Origin of the sequence: Methylovirgula ligni (assembly GCF_004135935.1) — a bacterium.
Classification (GTDB): domain Bacteria; phylum Pseudomonadota; class Alphaproteobacteria; order Rhizobiales; family Beijerinckiaceae; genus Methylovirgula; species Methylovirgula ligni.
In genome coordinates this window covers 1,268,485-1,283,088 of sequence record NZ_CP025086.1, presented here as the reverse complement: position 1 = coordinate 1,283,088, position 14,604 = coordinate 1,268,485, and the positions used below count along the sequence as shown (strand labels likewise).

11 protein-coding genes are annotated in these 14,604 nt (G+C 63.0%); 8 read left to right on the top strand and 3 right to left on the bottom strand.

What is annotated here, in order from left to right; genetic code table 11:
- Positions 1 to 316: 316 nt before the first annotated feature.
- The 3 genes from cysN to cobU all read right to left on the bottom strand — a co-directional run bounded on the left by cysN (position 317) and on the right by cobU (position 3,809).
- Entirely contained in the window at positions 317 to 2,257 is a 1,941-nt protein-coding gene (gene cysN / locus CWB41_RS06265) for a sulfate adenylyltransferase subunit CysN (RefSeq protein WP_115835083.1), read from the bottom strand.
- Positions 2,257 to 3,153 (bottom strand): sulfate adenylyltransferase subunit CysD, encoded by an 897-nt coding sequence (cysD, locus tag CWB41_RS06260; protein WP_115835084.1) that lies wholly within the window; start codon positions 3,151 to 3,153, stop codon positions 2,257 to 2,259. Before cysD ends, cysN begins: the two co-directional genes overlap by 1 nt.
- Positions 3,154 to 3,257: 104 nt before the next feature.
- Entirely contained in the window at positions 3,258 to 3,809 is a 552-nt protein-coding gene (gene cobU, locus CWB41_RS06255; protein ID WP_115835085.1) for a bifunctional adenosylcobinamide kinase/adenosylcobinamide-phosphate guanylyltransferase, read from the bottom strand.
- A gap of 60 nt (positions 3,810 to 3,869) precedes the next feature.
- On the opposite strand from cobU, the gene CWB41_RS06250 reads away from it, so the two are divergent.
- From CWB41_RS06250 to odhB, 8 genes are all read left to right on the top strand, one after another.
- The gene (locus tag CWB41_RS06250; RefSeq protein ID WP_115835086.1) at positions 3,870 to 4,961 is read left to right on the top strand and encodes an extracellular solute-binding protein; all 1,092 of its coding nucleotides are present in this window, start codon (positions 3,870 to 3,872) and stop codon (positions 4,959 to 4,961) included.
- A gap of 99 nt (positions 4,962 to 5,060) precedes the next feature.
- On the top strand, positions 5,061 to 6,224 hold the full coding sequence (gene zapE, locus CWB41_RS06245) for a cell division protein ZapE (protein ID WP_115835485.1): 1,164 nt from the start codon (positions 5,061 to 5,063) through the stop codon (positions 6,222 to 6,224).
- An 8-nt stretch (positions 6,225 to 6,232) separates the two neighbouring features.
- Positions 6,233 to 6,850 (top strand): TetR/AcrR family transcriptional regulator, encoded by a 618-nt coding sequence (locus tag CWB41_RS06240; protein WP_245411125.1) that lies wholly within the window; start codon positions 6,233 to 6,235, stop codon positions 6,848 to 6,850.
- A 236-nt stretch (positions 6,851 to 7,086) separates the two neighbouring features.
- Complete coding sequence (mdh, locus tag CWB41_RS06235; RefSeq protein ID WP_115835487.1) at positions 7,087 to 8,052, top strand: malate dehydrogenase; 966 nt, start codon at positions 7,087 to 7,089, stop codon at positions 8,050 to 8,052.
- Between the two features lie 41 nt (positions 8,053 to 8,093).
- On the top strand, positions 8,094 to 9,290 hold the full coding sequence (gene sucC / locus CWB41_RS06230) for an ADP-forming succinate--CoA ligase subunit beta (protein WP_115835087.1): 1,197 nt from the start codon (positions 8,094 to 8,096) through the stop codon (positions 9,288 to 9,290).
- Between the two features lie 4 nt (positions 9,291 to 9,294).
- Positions 9,295 to 10,179 carry a succinate--CoA ligase subunit alpha gene (gene sucD / locus CWB41_RS06225; protein WP_115835088.1) on the top strand — a complete coding sequence of 295 codons (885 nt, stop codon included), beginning with the start codon at positions 9,295 to 9,297 and terminating at the stop codon, positions 10,177 to 10,179.
- A gap of 86 nt (positions 10,180 to 10,265) precedes the next feature.
- Positions 10,266 to 13,265 carry a 2-oxoglutarate dehydrogenase E1 component gene (locus tag CWB41_RS06220; RefSeq protein WP_115835488.1) on the top strand — a complete coding sequence of 1,000 codons (3,000 nt, stop codon included), beginning with the start codon at positions 10,266 to 10,268 and terminating at the stop codon, positions 13,263 to 13,265.
- A 107-nt stretch (positions 13,266 to 13,372) separates the two neighbouring features.
- Entirely contained in the window at positions 13,373 to 14,587 is a 1,215-nt protein-coding gene (gene odhB / locus CWB41_RS06215; RefSeq protein ID WP_115835089.1) for a 2-oxoglutarate dehydrogenase complex dihydrolipoyllysine-residue succinyltransferase, read from the top strand.
- The last annotated feature ends 17 nt before the right edge of the window (positions 14,588 to 14,604 follow it).

The window sequence follows — 14,604 nt, the reverse complement described above, 5'->3', positions numbered from 1 at the left end:
TTACGCTTCGCTCGATGCCCGCCACGGCAGCGCGACTATTGCGCCGCTCGGGGCGGCGCGACTCATTCGCCAACGCTTGAAACTGAATCACATCGTCCGGTGATTCTGCAACATCGTGACGACGGGGATAACGCGGACAAAGTCATCATGCGCTCTTGCGCCGCCACGCCGCCTGGCACCGGCACGGCGATTCGTTCAGCCTTGGAGAGAGGGAGGCTTTGCCGCCGCGGCACCGGCTACCGTGGCGCACACTTGCCCGAAACTTGTGCAAATCGGCCGCGAAAACAGTGGATAAACGGAAAGCGCGGCCGCCGCTTCAGATCGACCAGTCGCCGGAATCGTCGAACCGTTCGATATGCTGATGCGCGAGAAGATAAGTGATGACCTGCGCCGCCGACTGTGCCGGCGTCGCCCCGCGCCCGAGTATCAACTCCGGCTTTTCCGGCGGCTCATAAACCTGATCGATGCCGGTGAAATTCTTGATCTCGCCGGCCAGCGCCTTCTTGTAGAGGCCCTTGGAATCGCGCGCGATACAATCTTCAAGCGGCGTATCGACGAAAATCTCGACGAATTCACCCTCGTGCACGAGTTCGCGCACCATTCGGCGGTCGGCAGCAAAGGGCGAGATAAAGGCGCAGAGAACGATCAGCCCCGCGTCGGTCATCAGCTTCGCCACCTCGCCAATGCGGCGGATGTTCTCGACTCGATCGGCCTCAGTGAAGCTAAGATCCTTGTTCAGCCCGTGGCGGATGTTATCGCCATCGAGCAGGATAGTATGGACGCCGCGGGAATGAAGCTGCGTTTCGAGCAGGTTGGCAATGGTCGATTTGCCCGAGCCGGAAAGGCCGGTGAACCAGAGCACGGTCGGGGTCTGATGCTTCAGCCGCGCCCGCGCCTCGCGCGTGATGGTCAAGTCCTGGACATGGACATTGGTGGCGCGCCGCAGGCCGTAGGCGATGAGCCCGGCCGCCACGGTCGCATTGGTATAACGGTCGATCAGGATGAAGGCGCCTGTGGTGCGATTCTCCTTGTACGGATCGAGCGCGATCGGCGCCGTCGCGGCAAGGTTGCAGCAGCCGACTTCGTTGAGCGCCAGCGATTTGGCGGGCAGTTCGCCGAGACTCGTCACGTCGAGCCGGTATTTCACGCTCGTGACCGAGACCGGCAACGAGCGGGTGCCGATCTTCATGAGGTAGGAGCGGCCGGGCAGCAGCGTCTCATCGCTCATCCAGATGAGCGTCGCGGCGAATTGATCGACAACCTCGGGACGCGCCTGCGGTGTCACCAGGATGTCGCCGCGGCCGACGTCGATTTCATCCGCGAGTGTCAACGTCACGGCATCGCCCGCCCCGGCGCTCGGCAAATCGCCGTCGGCGGTGACGATGCGCGCGACATGCGAAGCGCGGCCCGAGACCGCCACCGTCACCGGATCGCCGGGGCGGATCGTGCCGGAGGCGATGGTGCCGCAAAAGCCGCGGAAATCGAGATGCGGCCGGTTGACGGCCTGCACCGGCATGCGGAACGGCCGGCCGCTCAAATCCTCTTCGACCTCGATGGTTTCGAGATAGTCGATCAGCGGCGGCCCGAGATACCAAGGCGTCCTGTCGCTCTTGTCCGATATATTTTCGCCGAACCGCGCCGAAATCGGAATGGGTTGCAGCGTGACAAAACCAAGCTTCGCCGCGAAGACTCCGAATTCGGCGACAATCTTGTCGAAGACCGCCTGATCGTAATCGACGAGATCGAACTTGTTCACCGCCAGCACGACATGGCGGATGCCGAGCAGCGACACGATGGCCGCGTGACGGTGCGTCTGCGCCAGCAGGCCCTTGCGGGCATCGACGAGCAGGATGGCGAGATCGCAATTCGAGGCGCCGGTCGCCATGTTGCGGGTATATTGCTCATGGCCCGGCGTATCGGCGACGATGAAGGAGCGCCGCGCCGTCGAGAAGGCGCGATAGGCAACATCGATGGTGATGCCCTGCTCGCGCTCGGCCTCAAGACCGTCGACCAGCAAGGCAAAATCGATGTCCTTGCCGACCGTGCCGTGCTTTTTCGAATCGCGTTCGAGCGCGGCAAGCTGGTCATCGAGAATGAGCTGCTGATCGTAGAGCAGGCGGCCGATCAGGGTCGATTTGCCGTCGTCGACCGAGCCGCAGGTCAGAAACCGCAGCGTCGGCAGATTGCGCGGTGAGGCTATCCCCTCGTCGCGCGCCAAAACTCCGATCCCGGCTCCGACTTCGACCCGTTCGCCCATCAAAAATAGCCTTCGCGTTTTTTCTTTTCCATCGAGCCGGATTCATCGTGGTCGATGAGCCGGCCTTGACGCTCCGAGGTATTGGCGGTGCGCATCTCGTCGATGATCGCCGCGAGTGTATCGGCATCGGAGCGGATCGCGCCAGAGAGCGGATAGCAGCCGAGGGTGCGGAAGCGGACACGCTCCAGACGCGGCGTCTCGCCCGCCTTGAGCGGCAGCCGCTCGTCATCGACCATGATCAGCGTGCCGTCGCGCTCGACCACCGGGCGTTCCTTGGCAAAATAGAGCGGCACAACGGGAATGGATTCGGCGGCCGTATAGTCCCAGATGTCTCGCTCGGTCCAGTTCGACAGCGGAAAGACGCGCATCGATTCGCCCGGCTTGATCCGTGTGTTGAAGAGCCGCCAAAGCTCCGGGCGCTGATTGCGCGGGTCCCAGGCGTGCGTCGTCGAACGATGCGAGAAAATCCGCTCCTTGGCGCGGCTCTTTTCCTCATCGCGGCGGGCGCCGCCGAAAGCCGCGTCGAAGCCGTATTTGTCGAGCGCCTGGCGCAGCGCCTCGGTCTTCATCACCTGAGTGTGCAAGGCCGAACCGGACGCGACCGGGGAAATGCCGCGCCTCAGCCCCTCCTCGTTGGTGTGAACGATGAGATCGACCCCGAGCCGCTTTGCCGTGGCGTCGCGGAAAGTGATCATCTCCTTGAACTTCCAGGTCGTGTCGACGTGCAGGAGGGGAAAGGGCAGCTTGCCGGGATAGAAGGCCTTCTGCGCCAGATGCAGCATGACGCCGGAATCCTTGCCGATCGAATAGAGCATCACGGGCTTGGCGAATTCCGCCACGACCTCGCGGATGATGAAGATCGATTCGGCTTCGAGCCGGCGCAGATGCGGGGTCAAAGCTCTATTTACAGTGAGCACCTGTGATAGGCTCCAATTTACATTCCAGCGCTCATAATCCCTCGATCTGGAGGGTGCAATGAGATTTGCGCGGCGCGTGAAGTCTACAAAATTGATGCGCTATGGGCGGACGGCTTCAACGTCAGCGGCAGACCCGCAGCGACCAGAACGACACTATCGCAAGCCGCAGCGATCGTCTGGTTCAACCGCCCTTGGGCATCCTGAAATCGGCGCGCCAGAATATTATCCGGCACGATGCCGGACCCGACCTCGTTCGAAACGAAAATCACCGGCCCCGCGAGGGTGGCTATGACGTCCGCGAGGTGCTGTCCTTCCGCCGCCGCATCGCCGCCGGCCAGCATCAGGTTGGACAGCCACAGCGTCAGGCAATCGACGAGGACGATCGTGCTAGGCGCCGCCGCGGCCTTCAGGGCATCGCCAAGCGCCAGCGGCGCCTCGATCGTGCACCAGTGTGACCCGCGTTCCGCCTGATGCGCGGCGATCCGCGCCGCCATTTCCGCGTCTTTCGCCTCGCCGGTTGCGATCAACACCGGCTTTTTGCCGGATCGCTCCGCCGCCATCTGCGCGTAGCGGCTCTTGCCGCTGCGGGCGCCGCCGATCACCAGCAGCGAGCGGATGCCCTGCGCCTCAGCCATCAGCACCCCGGCCCCGCGACGCTTGACAAAGCCCGTGCTTCGCCGCGACAGAATTTAAGGATGACACTCCGCCTCGCTTGCCTGCTCTTGTCTCTCATGCTGCTTGCCGGGGCTGAGCCTGCCCATGCCGGCGGACAAGTCAATATTCTCGGCTGGCCGGACTATATCGATGCGCAGGTTCTAGAGGATTTCACCAAGGAAACCGGCATCAAGGTCGTCTACGACACTTTTTCGTCGGAAGCAGCTCTTGAAAGCCGGCTGAACGACAGCAACGCCGATTACGATGTCGTCATGCCGACGGCGCCCTTGCTGCACCGGCTGATCGAGGCCGGCCTGCTGCAAAAGCTCGACAAGGCGCGCCTGCAAAACGCGAAGAACCTCTGGCCGGAGATCATGGCGCAACTTGCGCGCGACGACCCCGGCAACGACCATGCCGTGAACTACATGTGGTTCACCGCCGGCATCGCCTATGACGCGGATAAAGCGCGCGAGCGGCTGGGCGATGCGCCTCCCGACTCCTGGGATCTCGTCTTCCAGCCCGACAATCTGGCGAAATTCGCCGATTGCGGCGTCGATGTTCTCGACGATCCGCATACGATGTTCGCGCTGGCGCTGATCTATCTGAAGCGCAATCCGGCGACACGCAACCTCAACGATCTGCGCCGCGCCGCCGATCTTCTCGCCGGCCTGCATCGCAATATCACGCGCTTCACCTCGACCGATTACGTCAACGCTCTGGGCAATGGCGATATCTGCCTTGCGGTCGGCTGGTCGGGGGATGCCTCACAGGCGCGCCGCGGCGCCGACGAGGAAGACAACGGCACCGAGATCGGCGATGTGACACCGAAGGAGGGCAGCGTCCTCGGCCTCGACAATCTGGCGATCCCGGCGAGCGCGCCGCACCCGGCCGCCGCTTATACCCTCATCGATTATCTGATGCGTCCCGAGATCGCCGCGCGCAATAGTGAGGCGACGGGATTTGCCAGCGGCATCCTCGCCGCCAAACCGCTGCTGTCGAAAGAACTCGCCAATGACAAAGCGGTCTACCCCGACGCCGACACAATGACGCGCCTTTATGCGCTGACCAATCCCGATCCGATGGTCGAGCGTTACATCACCCATGCGTGGACGCTCATCAAGGCGGCGAAATAAGGTGCGACAAGATCGGGCTTTCCCGCCTCGGCTTTGTTTGCACAATGGCAGCTGGCACCACGAACATATCTCTCGCGTCGAAGGCTGACCGGATTGCATCTGCCCAACATTCTTTATGAGCGTTATCTCGATCGCGTCCGCCGCGGTGAGTTCGAGCGTGATCCGGCGCAGGAGCACGTGGTGCTCGGGTTGCAGGAACTGGCGACGCAGCTCGCCTTCTACCGCCCGACGCGCAAGAGCGCGGCGCTCGGCTGGCTGATGGGCCAGAAGCAGAAGGCGGCGCCGGTGCGCGGCGCCTATATCTGGGGCTCGGTCGGGCGTGGCAAGACGGCGCTGATGGACATGTTCTTCGAGGAGACGCAGCTCAGCCACAAGCGACGCATCCACTTTCATGGTTTCATGGCCGATGTGCATGCGCGCATTTTCGCCTTCCGCCAGCAAGTCAAGGAAGGCCGCGCCAAGGGCGAGGATCCGATCGCGCCCGTCGCCGAGGCGCTAGCCAATGAAAGCTGGCTGCTCTGTCTCGACGAATTCACCGTCACCGATATTGCCGATGCGATGATCCTCGCGCGGCTGTTCAAGGCCCTGTTTGAAGCCGGCGTCGTCGTTGTCGCGACCTCCAATGTCGCGCCGCGCAACCTTTACAGCGACGGCCTGAACCGGTCGCTGTTCCTGCCTTTCATCGACATCCTGAATGCTCACATGGATGTGGTGGAACTCAATGCGCGCACCGATTTCCGGCTCGAGAAGCTGAAGGGCGAGCAGGTCTATCATGTGCCCGCCGATGCCGCGGCCCATGCGGCGCTGACGCATGCCTTCACGGCTCTTACCGGCGTTGAGAAAGCCGGCCCCACAACGCTGCAATATCTCGGTCGCGGCCTGCGCGTGCCGCAAGCGAAGAATCGTGTGGCGCGATTCAGCTTCGCCGATCTCTGCGAGGCGCCGCTCGGCGCCCGCGACTTTCTCGAAATCGCCGAGAATTTTCACACCGTTATCGTCGACGACATTCCCACCATCGACAAAAGCCAGACGAACGAGGCCAAGCGTTTCATCCTGCTGATCGACGCGCTCTACGATCAGCAAGTGAAGCTGCTCGCCTCTGCCGCCGCCGAGCCGCATGAACTCTATATCGCGCAAGAAGGCCGCGAAGCCTTTGAATTTTCCCGCACGGTATCGCGCTTGATGGAGATGCGCTCGGCCGCCTATCTTGCCTTGCGGCACGGCCGGCTTGGCGGGGCGCCGAGCGGCGTCGCCGAGACGTGAGGCAAGCGATGGCGCTGCGCAGTGCGTCTCCTCCCAAGCCTTCGACCGATCTGCGTCTGCTCGATCTCGCCACCGAACACGTCCGCCGTTACGGCGCCGCACGGCTGACCGTGACGGAGATCGCCGAGGCGGCCGGCATGTCGCACGCCAATGTCTACCGCTATTTCCGCTCGAAGACGGCGCTGCTCGAAGCTGTAACCGCCACATGGCTCGCGCCGCTGGAAGCCGGGCTGCGCATTATCGCCGACGCGCCGGACCCCGCCCATGACAAACTCGAGCGGCTGCTTTTTACCATCCACCGCGCTTATCGCGACAAGCTCGCAACCGATCCGAAGATTTTCGATCTCTTCTGCGCGGCAACGGCGCAGAATGCGGAGATCGCCCGTCGGCATCAGCAACGCATCGCCCGCGCCATCCAGCGTATTCTCGACGAAGGCCACGGCAGCGGCACCTATCATATCAACGACCAGGGCGGCGCCGTGACCTTCGTCATCGACGCCATGTACCGCTTTCTGTCGCCCGGCACGCTGCGCGCCGACATCGACAGCCCCCGCGCCGAGATTGAAAATCGCGCCGTACGCCTGCTCAATCTGGTCAGCCAGGCCCTCGCGCGTGGCGGCCTTTAAAGCATTACAGATTACATTTTTTGTAATTTGATGTTGCCTATTTCAAAAGCACGAGACTGGGATTTATTGGCCTAATTGATTGAATAATAGGACTCTTCTGAGTCCCTTCCCAATTCCGCCATAAAGGGAGGGCTTAGCCGAATGGCCAAGGTTGGCAGACTTGCTTTTGCCCCCCGGATTGGCGAGAACCCGGCATGGCCATGCCGCAGTGCAACAGGCAGAGTCCCGAGGGAAAGATGGCACGCAGCAAGATCGCGTTGGTTGGCGCCGGACAGATCGGCGGAACACTTGCCCATATCGCCGCCCTTAAGGAACTGGGAGATGTCGTTCTTTTCGACATCGCCGAAGGCATCCCGCAGGGCAAGGCGCTCGATCTCAGCCAGTCCTCCGCCCAGCAGGGCTTCCACAGCAAGATTTCCGGCGCCAACGACTACGGTGCGATCGCCGGCGCGGATGTCGTGATCGTCACCGCCGGCGTGCCGCGCAAGCCGGGCATGAGCCGCGACGATCTTCTCAGCATCAATCTCAAGGTGATGGAATCGGTCGGCGAGGGCATTCTTGCTCACGCGCCGGGCGCCTTCGTCATCTGCATCACCAATCCGCTCGACGCCATGGTCTGGGCACTGCAGAAGAAGACCGGCCTGCCGGCCAATATGGTCGTCGGCATGGCGGGCGTGCTCGACTCTGCCCGTTTCCGTCACTTCCTCTCCGAAGAATTCAACGTCGCGATCGAGGACGTGAGCGCCTTCGTTCTCGGCGGTCACGGCGACGATATGGTGCCCTCGCTGCGCTATTCCACGGTCGCCGGCGTCCCCCTGCCTGATCTCGTCAAGGCGGGCTGGACCACGCAAGCCAAACTCGACGCCATCGTCGAGCGCACCCGCAAGGGCGGCGGCGAAATCGTTGGCCTCCTCAAGACGGGCTCGGCTTTCTATGCGCCGGCGGCGTCCGCGATCGCCATGGCGGAATCCTATCTGCGCGACGAGCGCCGGGTTCTGGCCGCGGCCGCGCAGCTCAACGGCGAATATGGCGTCAACGGCCTTTATGTCGGCGTGCCGGTCGTCATCGGCGCCAATGGTGTCGAGCGAGTGGTCGAAGTCGCCCTCGACGCCGACGAAAAGAAGATGTTCGAGAAATCCGTCGCCTCCGTGCAAACCCTGGTCGATGCCTGCAAGACCATTAACCCGGCCTTTGCAGCCTAGACGTCCCGCGCGCCGGGGTACGGCGCCGAGCTTTGACTGCGATGAACATTCACGAATATCAGGCCAAGGCGATCCTGCGGGATTTTGGCGTGCCGGTTTCGTTGGGCGTCGCGGTGACCGACGCCGCTGTGGCCGAGGCTGCCGCCGCGAACCTGCCGGGTCCGGTCTATGTCGTAAAGGCGCAGATCCACGCGGGCGGGCGCGGCAAAGGCACGTTCAAGGAAGCTGAAGCCGGACCTGCGGGCGGTGTGCGCATCGCCCGCTCGCCACAGGAAGCCGCGGCCGAGGCCGCCAAAATGCTCGGCAAGACGCTCGTCACCGTGCAAACGGGCGCTGCCGGCAAGCAGGTCAACCAGCTCTATATCGAAGACGGCTCGGCGATCGCGAAGGAATTCTATCTCGCGCTCCTCGTCGACCGCGAGAGCGGCGAGATCGCCTTCGTCGTCTCGACCGAAGGCGGCATGTCGATCGAAGAGGTGGCGCATAACACGCCGGAAAAGATCGTCAGTTTCAGCGTCGATCCGGCGACCGGCATCATGCCGCATCATGGCCGTGCGATCGCCGCCGCGCTCAATCTTTCCGGCAATGCCGTCAAACAGGCGGTCGATCTCGCCGAGAAGCTTTTTACCGCGTTCACCGCCAAGGACATGGCGCTGCTTGAGATCAACCCGCTGATCCTCGACAACACCGGCGCTTTGAAGTGCCTCGACGCCAAGATCGGCTTCGACGACAACGCGCTCTTCCGGCACCCCGATATTGCCGCCCTGCGCGACGTAAGCGAGGAAGACCCGAAGGAGACCGAGGCGGCCAAGCACGATCTCTCTTATGTGGCGCTCGACGGCACGATCGGCTGCATGGTCAACGGCGCCGGGCTGGCGATGGCGACGATGGACATCATCAAGCTCTATGGCGCCGAGCCCGCCAATTTTCTCGATGTCGGCGGCGGCGCGACGACCGAGAAGGTGACGGCCGCCTTCAAGATCATCACCGCCGATCCGCATGTCCAAGGTATTCTGGTCAATATTTTCGGCGGCATCATGAAATGCGACGTGATCGCCGAAGGCGTCATCGCCGCGGTCAAGGAAGTCGGGCTTGAAGTGCCGCTGGTCGTGCGGCTCGAAGGCACCAACGTCGAACTCGGCAAGGCGATTATCGCCGAATCGGGCCTCAACGTCATCGCCGCCGACGATCTCGACGACGCGGCGCAGAAGATCGTCGCCGCCGTGAAGAAGGCGTGAGCCCATGTCCATCCTCATCGGCAAAGAGACAAAGATCATCTGCCAGGGCTTCACTGGCAAGAACGGCACGTTCCATTCGCAGCACGCAATCGCCTATGGGACGAAGATGGTCGGCGGCGTTTCGCCCGGCAAAGGCGGCACGCAGCATCTGAACCTTCCTGTCTTCGACACGGTAAAGGACGCGCGGGAAGCAACTGGCGCGGACGCCAGCGTCGTCTATGTGCCGCCGCCCGGTGCAGCGGATGCGATCTGCGAGGCGATCGACGCGGAAGTCCCGCTGATCGTCGCCATCACCGAGGGCATACCGGTCCTTGATATGGTGCGGGTGAAGCGGGCGCTTTGCGGCTCCAAATCCCGTCTCATCGGGCCGAATTGCCCGGGCGTCGTCACCGCTGGCGAAAGCAAGATCGGCATCATGCCGGCCAATATCTTCCTGCCCGGCAGCGTCGGCATTGTCTCCCGCTCCGGGACGCTGACCTACGAGGCGGTGTTCCAGACCAGCCGCGAGGGGCTCGGCCAAACGACGGCGGTCGGCATCGGCGGCGATCCGGTGAAGGGCACCGAGTTCATCGACATGCTCGAGCTTTTTTTGGCCGACGATAAGACGCAATCGATCATCATGATCGGCGAGATCGGCGGCGGCGCGGAGGAAGACGCGGCGCAATTCCTGCGCGACGAGGCAAAGCGCGGCCGCAAGAAGCCGATCGTCGGCTTCATCGCCGGCCGCACCGCGCCGAAAGGCCGCCGTATGGGCCATGCCGGCGCCATCATCGCCGGCGGCAAGGGCGGCGCCGAAGAAAAGATCGCGGCGATGCAAGCCGCCGGAATCGTGGTTTCGCCGTCGCCGGCCCGGCTCGGCAAGACCCTGGCGGAGATCTTGCGGCGGTAATTTTCCGGCCGCTGCTTAAATAGAACAGTGGGATGAAGCGCCGCGGCGGCGCGAAATTCCGGAAGAGCGAAAGCTCGGAGAGCATCATGGCACGACAAGGCACCAACGGTCAGAACGGCTCCGGCGGCGCGGCGCTGGCCCGCTCGACGAGCAATTCCACCTTTGCTCTGACCTCCTTCCTCGATGGCGGCAATGCCGCCTATACCGAGCAGCTTTATGAAAACTATCGGCGTGATCCCAATTCCGTCGATCCGCAATGGCAGAGCTTCTTCGCAGAGCTGAGGGACGACCCGGCTCTGATCGAGAAAAGCGTCCAGGCCCCCGCCTGGAAGGCCGAGGTCACGCAGCCGGCGCGGGATGAAACGCTCTCCGCCCTCGACGGGCACTGGGACGCGGTCGAAAGCGCCCTCGGCGCCAAGCTCAAGACAGTGCATAAGGACGCCGGCCATTCCGACGCCGAACTGCGTCAGGCGACGCGCGATTCCGTTCGCGCCATCATGATGATCCGCGCCTATCGCATGCGCGGCCATCTCGAGGCCGATCTCGACCCGCTCGGCCTGCAAGCCAGAAGCGAGAATGAGGCGCTGCACCCGTCGCATTTCGGCTTCACCGAAGCCGATTATACCCGCCAGATCTTCATCGACGGCGTGCTCGGGCTCAAATTCGCGACGATCCCGGAAATGCTGGCCATCCTGCGCCGCACCTATTGCGGCACGATCGGCTATGAGTTCATGCATATTTCCGACCCCGCGGAGAAATCCTGGCTGCAGGCGCGCATCGAGGGCCTCGGCAAGGAGATCAGCTTCACCCGCGAAGGCAAGCGCGCCATCCTCAACAAGCTGGCGGAAGCCGATGGTTTCGAGAAATTTCTCGACCTCAAATTCACCGGCACCAAGCGCTTCGGCCTCGACGGCGGCGAATCCATGATCCCGGCGCTGGAACAGGTCATCAAACGCGGCGGTGCGCTCGGCGTGACGGAAATCGTCTTTGGCATGGCCCATCGTGGGCGCCTCAATGTCCTCTCACAGGTGATGGCGAAGCCACATCGCGCCATCTTCCACGAGTTCAAGGGCGGCTCGTTCACGCCGTCCGAGGTCGAAGGTTCGGGCGACGTCAAATATCATCTCGGTGCCTCGTCGGATCGCGATTTCGACGGCAATCATGTCCATCTATCGCTGACCGCCAACCCTTCGCATCTCGAGATCGTCGATCCCGTCGTGCTCGGCAAGGTCCGCGCCAAGCAGGACCAGCAGCACGATTACGTCGAGCGCAGCAAGGTTCTTCCGCTGCTCATCCACGGCGACGCGGCCTTCGCCGGCCAGGGCGTCATCGCCGAATGTTTCGGCCTTTCGGGCCTGAAGGGCCACCGCACCGGCGGTTCGGTGCATTTCATCATCAACAACCAGATCGGCTTTACGACCTATCCGCGCTATTCGCGCTCCTCGCCCTATCCGTCGGATGTCGCGAAGATGATCGAGGCGCCGATCTTCCATGTGAACGGCGACGATCCCGAAGCCGTGGTCCATGTCGTCAAGGTCGCCGTCGAGTTCCGCCAGATGTTCCACAAGCCCGTGGTCATCGACATGTTCTGCTATCGCCGCTTCGGCCACAATGAAGGCGACGAGCCGGCCTTCACCCAGCCGCTGATGTATGAGCGCATCCGCGAACATCCGACCACCTTCAATATCTACGCCAAGAAACTGGCTGAGGAAGGCGTCGTCACCGAAGCGGAAATCGACGAGCTAAAGGCCGCGTGGCGCGCCAAGCTCGACGTGGAATTCGAGGCTGGCCAGCAGGCCTACAAATCCAACAAGGCCGATTGGCTCGACGGCCGCTGGTCGTCGTTGCGGCCGGCCGATCAGGTCGATGAGGCGCGCCGCGGCGCGACCGGCGTCGCGATCGGAAAGCTCCGCGAACTCGGCGCCAAGCTCTGCGCCGTGCCCGAGGGCTTCCATCTGCACAAGACGATCCAGCGCTTTCTCGATTCACGCAAGAACGCGATCGAACAGGGCCAGGGAATCGATTGGGCGACAGGCGAGGCGCTGGCCTTCGCCAGCCTGCTCGACGAGGGCTATCCCGTGCGCCTCTCCGGCCAGGACAGCGAGCGCGGCACCTTCTCGCAGCGCCACAGCGTACTGATCGATCAGAAGACCGAGGCGCGCTATGTGCCGCTCAACCATCTGCGCGACGGCCAGCCGCGCTATGAAGTCATCAACTCCATGCTGTCCGAAGAAGCCGTGCTCGGCTTCGAATATGGCTATTCGCTCGCCGAGCCAAATGCGCTGACGATGTGGGAGGCGCAATTCGGCGATTTCGCCAATGGCGCGCAGGTCATCTTCGACCAGTTCATTTCCTCCGGCGAGCGCAAATGGCTGCGCATGTGCGGCCTCGTCTGCCTGCTGCCGCATGGCTACGAAGGCCAGGGGCCGGAGCATTCCTCGGCGCGGCTGGAGCGTTATCTTCAGCTTTGCGCCGAAGACAATATGCAGGTCGCCAATTGCACAACCCCGTCGAACTATTTTCACATCCTGCGGCGGCAGTTGAAGCGCGACTTCCGCAAGCCGCTGATCCTGATGACGCCGAAATCGCTGCTGCGCCACAAGCGCGCCGTCTCGAGGCTCGAGGAGTTCGACATCGACAAGACCTTTCACCGCCTGTTGTATGATGACGCGGAGATGGTCGAAGGCGGCGAGATCAAGCTCGTCCGCGACGACAAGATCCGCCGCGTCGTTCTCTGCTCGGGCAAGGTCTATTTCGATCTTTTCGAGGAGCGGGCCAAGCGCGGCATCGACGACATCTACCTGCTGCGCGTCGAGCAGCTTTACCCCTTCCCGATCAAGGCGCTGATCAAGAAATTGTCGCTCTATAAAAAAGCTGACATCGTCTGGTGCCAGGAAGAGCCGAAGAACATGGGCGCCTGGAGCTTTGTCGAACCCTATATCGATTGGGTTCTGGGTCAGGTTGGCGGCAAGGTGCAACGGCCGGTCTATGTCGGACGCCCGGCGGCAGCGGCGACCGCGACCGGCCTGATGTCGAAACATCTGGCACAGCTCAAGGCCTTCGTTGACGAGGCGCTGGCGGCCTAGAGCATCGGACCGAAAAGTGCGAAGCGGTTTTCGGACCAATCCGATGCGACCGAAAAAGAGACTGAAAACGCTGGACGAGAACGCCCGTTGCTAAAAAGGGGTTGAAAATGACAATTGAAATCCGCGTTCCGGCTCTGGGGGAATCGGTCAGCGAAGCGACGGTCGGCCGCTGGTTCAAGAAGCCCGGCGAGGCGGTGAAAGCCGACGAGCCGCTGGTCGAGCTTGAGACCGACAAGGTGACTCTCGAAGTCAACGCGCCCGCCGCCGGCGTTCTCGCCGAGATCGCGGTCGAAAGCGGCGCAGTGGTGAAGCCCGACGCGCTGCTCGGCGCGATCGGCGAAGGCGCTGGTACAAGCGCCGCACCCCCGAAGCAGGCTCCTGCGCCAGCACCAAGCCCCGCGCCTGCTCCTGCTGCAACGCCCGCATCGCCGCCGCCCTCGCCGGCCGCAGCAAAAATCGCCGCCGACAGCAGCGTCGATCTCGCCGGTGTCGTCGGCTCCGGCAAGCGCGGCCAGGTTTTGAAGGGCGATGTTCTCGCCGCGCTGACCGAGGCGCCGACGGCGCCGCTCGTGCCCGCGCCGCCGCTGCCGCAGGCACGCCCGCCGGTGCCTGTAGAGGACGCGCCGCGCGAGGAGCGCGTGCGGATGACCAAGCTGCGCCAGACCATCGCCCGGCGGCTGAAGGATGCGCAGAACAACGCCGCCATGCTGACGACCTTCAACGAGGTCGACATGAGCGCGGTGATGGCCTTGCGCGCCCGCGCCAAGGATGCCTTCGAGAAGAAGCACGGCACCAAACTCGGCTTCATGGGCTTTTTCGCCAAGGCCTGCGTCGCGGCTCTGAAGGACATTCCGTCCGTCAATGCCGAGATCGACGGCACCGACCTGATCTACAAAAACTACTATCATCTCGGCATCGCGGTCGGCACTGACAAGGGCCTCGTCGTCCCCGTCGTGCGCGATTGCGACCGGCTCTCGTTGGCCGAGATCGAGCGTACCATCGCCGACCTCGGCAAGCGCGCCCGTGACGGCGCGCTCAAGATCGAGGAAATGCAGGGCGGCACGTTCACGATCACCAATGGCGGCGTCTATGGCTCGCTGATGTCGACGCCGATCCTCAACGCGCCGCAATCCGGCATCCTCGGCATGCACAAGATCCAGGAGCGGCCGGTCGCAATCGCCGGCAAGGTCGAGATCCGGCCGATGATGTATCTCGCGCTCACCTACGATCACCGCATCGTCGACGGCAAAGAGGCGGTCACCTTCCTCGTCCGCGTCAAGGATGCGCTGGAAGACCCGGCACGTCTGCTGCTCGACGCTTAGAGCCTTTTCCTGACGCC